The organism is Polaribacter sp. M10 (assembly GCF_054968445.1).
This window is the reverse complement of the sequence record NZ_JBSSBG010000007.1, coordinates 161,245-167,714: the sequence shown is the minus strand read 5'-3', so window position 1 is coordinate 167,714 and position 6,470 is coordinate 161,245. Positions and strand designations below refer to the sequence as shown.

Sequence of the window (6,470 nt, the reverse complement as noted above, 5' to 3'; positions counted from 1 at the left end):
AATTTTACTGTCTAAATCGATGTTTTGTACAATTCCATTGGCATCATCACCATCCAAATCATCATCACAATAGGCTAGATTTGTAGGTGTTTCGAATGTTGGTTCTGGGTTTACAATAACATCAAAATTAGAAATTCCGTTAACACAACCAGAAACTGTATTTTCTATACGAATGTAAATGGTTTCTCTGTTTGGAATTTGATTTGAATAAGGCGAAACCAAAGGAATATTTCCAGATTGAGCATCAGCCAAAGAGCTGTGATAGGTAACCTTATTTATGCTTGGATCTTGAGAGCCTAAAATACCAGCAGTTTGTGATTCTAGATCTATAGATTGCGAAAATCCATTTCTTGCAGAACCATCAGAATTGTCGTCACAAACTTCTAAATCTTCAACAAAATTAGCAATTGGCACAGGATTTACAATTAGATTAAATGAGGTGTGGTCTGTAAAACAACCAGTTGCGTTATTTGTAACACGAACATAAATAGGTTGAGAATCTCGAATTGAATTTTGAAAAGGAGAGTTTAATTCGTTAATACCTGCATTGGCATCCGATTTAGAAAGGTGATAAGTTACTGTAAAATCAGCAGGATTTTGCCCATTTAAAATGCTAGCAGTTTGTGATTCTAAATCAAAATTTTGTACAATTCCATTAGTAGCATCACCATCAATACCATCATCACATAACTCTAAATCTGGAACTTGAGTTGCTGTAGGTACAGCATCAATTTGAAGATAAAATTCGCCTATTCCTTCACAATCATTATTAATTGTACTTAGAATTTTGTAAAAAATAGGGAATTGAATTCCGTTTGAAATATTGGTTACTTCGTTTTTTGTAATGTCGTTTCTGAAATTTGTAATATCAATTTCGTTTAAAGAATTATCTCTATCAGTTTCATTTTCGTAAAAGAAAACTTGTGTATTTATAGGAGGATCAATTCCGTTTAAAATAGCAGTTTCGTCTAAATAAAAATTGGTAATATTATCGGTATCAGAATTTGCTGCAGTATCATTTCCATCAGCATCTAAAAAATCATCACATACAGGAGGTTGAAGTTCGTTGTAAGAATTTCTAATGGTTTGCCCAACATTTATGGTTAATTCGCTTAATTTTGATGCACAAGAAAACTCTGAAATTACTTTTACATACACAGTTTCTGTGATGTTTACCTGTACAGGATAGGAGGTAGGATCTGCAATTAAATTAGCACCAGCCATATCTTTATAATACTCAAAAGTTGCATTTTCAGTTTCAGAAATGTTGTTTTCTGCCAAGGTTAAATTTACAGTGGTGTTTGTATCTGCAACTTCTATACACTGATTTAATTCTGGGTTTGGTTTAAGAATTGGCAAAGGATTTACAGTTAATGTAATTATATTCGATGTTTCTGTACACGCATTACCTGTTCTATTTAAAATTACTCGATATTGATAATTATGATAACTTAATGGAGTATTTGTAAGCTGTAAACTATTAGAATTACTATTGCTATAAATTGCATTATCAGCAATAAGACTCCAAGTTGTACCATCAGTAGAAACTTCCCATTGATATTGATCTGCAGTACTATTTATGGTTATAACATCTGTATCGTTTTCACAGAAAATAACGTTTTCGAAAGGAGAAGTTATTTCTATGGGAGCACTTGTTATGTAATCTAAATTAGGATTTGTATAACCATCTGTATTGTTGCTGATTTTTCCATCATCATTAACTGCAAAAGGAGTTGCATCTAAAATTCCATCATTATTATTATCTGTAAAACCTGCTTCAAAAACATCGAAACAATTGTCATTATCTGCATCTAATTCTAAGAAATTATAAATGTTATCTGCATCTGAATCTAAAATTGTATACGACAAAATATTACTGTCATCAGGAGTTTCTAAGGTATTTAATAATCCGTTTAAGCCAACATTTGCAGCGTTTGCATTGTCTAAAATTCCATCGTTATTAACATCGTTTTCTGATATGCCTGCTTCTATAAAATCAAAAATTCCATCATTATCTGCATCAACATCTAAATAATTTGGGATGCCATCATTATCTGTATCAATATTGGTGATAACTCCTGCAAAAGCATCATCTAAACCATCTAAATCTGCATCTGTATTGGATAAGATTATTTTGGTTGCTGATGCTTCTGCGATATCTGGAACTCCATCATTATCAGAATCAATATCAAACATATTTTCAATTCCATCTCCATCAGAATCTAAAGTAAAACAAGTTAATTCAATATTTCCACTAAAAGTGGATGGAGCTGCAAGTCCTGTAGATTGATGTTTAAAATCGATTTGATCTACTTGATTGGCAACAAATTCAAAAGTACTTGAAGCCCCAGTTGTATTGGCTTTGTATTTAAAATGAATTTCTGAAGCAGAAATATTGGTAATGCCAGATTCGAATTCACCATCAAAATTACTATCAATTAAAAGTTGATCATCAGGATCTAAAAGTGTAACGTTTTTATTACTTGGACCAATTTTAAGAATAAAAAATTCGCCTTCAGAAATGGTATGGTCTTGGTTTTTGTTTTGTGTGAATTTAAAATTTACATTCTGAGTAAAATTGAGTTCGTATTGTAATTTAGAATCTACTGAAGGATAAATTATCGATTGAAAATCTCCATTATTTTGACCATTGTAAGTATTTGTAACATCAGAAGTAGAAAAAACTCTTGATACAATTGTTGAGTTTGTAGAATTATCTTGAAAAATAATTTCAGGGTTGTCTTTATCAGCAAGATCTAAAGTAGCATTTCCAATAGATTCGTCGCAATTTAGGATTCCATCATTATCAATATCAACATCTAAATTGTCAATGATCAAATCACCATCAAAATCATCTGGACAAATACTTACAGGAATTTCAATAGACTCAAAAGTGGTGTTTGTACAATTTATTGTTCCAATTAAACGATATTTACCAGGTTCAGATTCTATGGGTTTATACGTGACGTTTGTACTGCGTTCTTCCCAAGTATTTGTGTTTTCGTTATAATATTCCCATTTTATACTGTCGAATAAATCTGTGTTTGCAGCTTCTAAAGTTACATTTGGAATACAGTTACCCAAAGAAGATACAGTGGTGTTAAAATTAATTTCGGGAGCTGTTGGAAAACCAGAATAAAAACTACCAGAAGTAGCAGCCCCATTTACATTAAAATAAGCACAATACAATTCGTTGCTACTTTCTACGCTGATGTTTCCAGTAAGATTTATGACTTTATAGGTTTCGTAATCTGCAATTCCATCATTGTCTATGTCAATTGCAAAAGGACCAGAAGTTGCAAAATTTGAGATTGGTAGAGAATTGATATTTACAGTTGCATTTGCATTGGTTACTATGGTTACACCACCTGAAAATGTTACATTACCAATACTTTCTATGTTGGGTATATTGTCTACTTTTCCTCTGCTTTCGCAACTTAAAGGTGGTACAAAAAACATACCTTGGTTGGCTTCGCTTGTACTTGCACCCACTCCTTGATAAGCAAAAACAGGCTTAGAAGTTTTAACAAATAGGTTGCCATTTGATGTAAATTGATTTCCTTCAATTAAGCTATATTCACCTTTGTTTAAGGTTGTACTTACACCATTTCCGTTAATGCTTATTGTTGTGTTATCTTCATGAGCCACAATAAGTACATTTTCCCAGCCATCATTTCCATCACCTTTAACAAAAATATAATCTGTACCTACTTTATCTAAACCAACAATTTGATCCATTCCATAATCTCTACCAGTTCCATTATGAAAACTACCATTTGCAGAACCTGTGTTTACAACAATGTTTTTATCCGAAGAAATTAAAGTACCAATTAAACCATCTCTGTTTGTAATTACATCATCTGCACTTGTGGCTACAATATAACTTTCGCCTTCATTTAAAGTTACAGAAAACGGAAAAGTACCTGAATAATTTTTAATTTCTAAACCAGGTGTTATACCATCAAAAGTTACTTGAGTATTGTCTTCTGAAGCCATTACTGAAACAAAATTTAAGTAATTACTTTGCGGATTTTCATTGGTAAACATACCTGCTCTAAAAGTTGTGCCTAATGCAGATGAACCTTTACTTACAAGTGCTCCAGCTTGTGCACTACCACCAGCTAAAACTCGAATTGAAACGTAAATAACATCTGTTGCTTCTACTATATATCCTTTATCTCTATGCACAGCTCCTGTTTGATTGGCATGAACAAAAAGTTGGCTGTCTCCAGTAGCTATAAAAATTTCTTGTGGATTTGAGCTAGATACGATACCAGTAATATCATTATCTGAACCAACTTGTTTTATGGTATAACTCACATCTTTATTACTTGGTGTAGAAATATAAAAATATTGATTTTCAGGATTGGCATTTCCTTCTTCTGCATAAGTTAAAGGTGGTATAAAATGCTTTTTACTTAATTGTGCATTTGCATCATTCAAATAAAATAAAGAAACAAAAATGACTAATACTAAAAGTTTGGATTTCAATGAGTAATTGTTTAATTAGGAATATTTGGTTAAAAATAATAAGAAATTAATAAAAAATAACAATACTTATTACAAACTTAGACCACAAACGTTCTAAATAGTTTAAAAAAAAATCATATACTTTTAAAGTATATGATTTTGTGTAAAAATTTTAAATAAGATGTAACTCTTACTTAAAGTAATTTTTTATAAATCGGATTATAAATCTCTTTTTAATAATAATTTATAAGACAAATAAATGAATAAGAATGTCCAAAAAGAAACAATTAAAATGTTTGTAAAATCTACAGAATAACTTTTTGTAAAAGTCTCACCCATTGTATTTGCAGCAGATCTAACAGCACCTAATCTAGAAAAAGGTTCTTTAATTAAATTGGTCATAGATTCTAAAGGTAAAAACTGCATAAATTTATCTACTGTATTACTAGTATGTTCGTTTTCGTTAAACTGCCAAAAAAGATATCCTCTAAACATGTTTTCAATAATTAGCCAAACAAACATGGCACCAACAGCAAAAGCAGAACGTTTTACTAAAATACCTAAGAATAAACCAAAAGAGAAAAAACCAACTAATTTTATAAAGAAAGCCAATAAATAATCTAAATCAGAAATAATTATGGCAAACTCATTATAATCTGAATACACTAAACCCAAAACCAAAGAAACCACAAAAACAAAAACAGTAGAAATTGCAGCAAAAGCAATTACTGTATAAAATTTGGATAGTATGAATTCTTTTTTACTTAAACCATCTATTAGGTTTTGTTTTAGGGTTTTATAACTGTATTCATTACTCATCATTGATACAATTACCAACAATAAAAAGAATTTTAAGATGGCAGCAATGTAGGTATTAAAGTGCCAGATATAAGGAAAATTAAAGATTCCTGCATCTGCTAAATGTAATTTAAAATTACCAAATTCAAATTTTATAGCAGCAATTAATGCAATTGATGTAAGCAAACCAAAGTAAATTATAGACAAAATTTTGCTTGCTCTGTTGTACCTTAATTTATGAAATTCTATAGTAAGTAGTCTTAACATGACTTTATTTTTTTTTTGATTAGTTGTTTTTTGTTAAATCTAAAAATTGTTGCTCTAAACTTGGTTTACGTTTTACTAAATGACTCAAAACAAAACCTTTGTTAAATAAATCTTTATTGATTTCTGATGCTGATAAATTTTTACTTAACGTTGCAATTATTGTTTCATGATCTTTAGCAACCTTTAAAATTGAATCGTGATTTTCTAAAAACGCAATTAATTCGTCTTCTTTAGTATCAATTTTTAGTTCTAATAAACCATTAGAAGCTGTCATTTCATCAACTCTACCAGCGTATAATTTTACACCTTTTCTAATAACAACTACATGACTACAAACTTTTTCTACTTCGTCTAATAGGTGAGAGGCCAACAAAATCGTAGTTCCATTAGCAGCAATTTTTTTGATGATTTCACGAATTTCATGTATTCCTTGCGGATCTAAACCATTGGTAGGTTCATCTAAAATTAAAATTTCAGGATCGTTTAATAATGCAGAAGCAATTGCCAAACGTTGTTTCATCCCCAAAGAAAAAGTTTTAAACTTACTATTTCTTCTTTCAAAAAGATTTACTGTGGTTAATTTTTCATCAATTTTTTCTGTTGATATTCCTTTTATCTTACAAATTAATGCCAAATTCTGAGTAGCTGTCATGTAAGGATAAAAGTTTGGGCGTTCTATAATTGCACCTACTTTTTTTAAAGCTTCGTGTGTAGATAGTTTGCCATCAAACCACGAAAACTCGCCAGAAGTTCTATTTACAACGTTTAAGATAATTCCTAAAGTTGTTGATTTACCAGAACCATTTGGCCCAAGAATTCCGTAAACGTTTCCTTTTTGAATATCAAAAGAAAGATTATTTACAGCATGAACAGCTCCGTATTTTTTGTCTAAATTTTTAAGAGATAAGATTGTTTCCAAAGAAATTGATTTAGTC

The 6,470-nt window shown here is 30.4% G+C and carries 3 protein-coding genes; all 3 read right to left on the bottom strand.

The window, feature by feature from the left end; all coding sequences use genetic code 11:
* Positions 1–4,491: IgGFc-binding protein (locus ACWYN7_RS09095; RefSeq protein WP_462859603.1), on the bottom strand; the 4,491-nt coding region annotated here is incomplete at its 3' end.
* Positions 4,492–4,689: 198 nt separating this feature from the next.
* A complete protein-coding gene (locus ACWYN7_RS09090) occupies positions 4,690–5,535 on the bottom strand; it encodes an ABC transporter permease (protein WP_462859602.1) in 846 nt (281 codons plus the stop codon).
* A 19-nt stretch (positions 5,536–5,554) separates the two neighbouring features.
* Positions 5,555–6,454, bottom strand: a complete 900-nt coding sequence (locus tag ACWYN7_RS09085; protein ID WP_462859601.1) for an ABC transporter ATP-binding protein — start codon at positions 6,452–6,454, stop codon at positions 5,555–5,557.
* Between the last annotated feature and the right edge of the window lie 16 nt (positions 6,455–6,470).

What these genes read in the sequence shown, in the direction of transcription:
- ACWYN7_RS09090 (WP_462859602.1), bottom strand. Translation starts at nt 5,535, where the DNA reads ATGTTAAGACTACTTACTATAGAATTTCATAAATTAAGGTACAACAGA.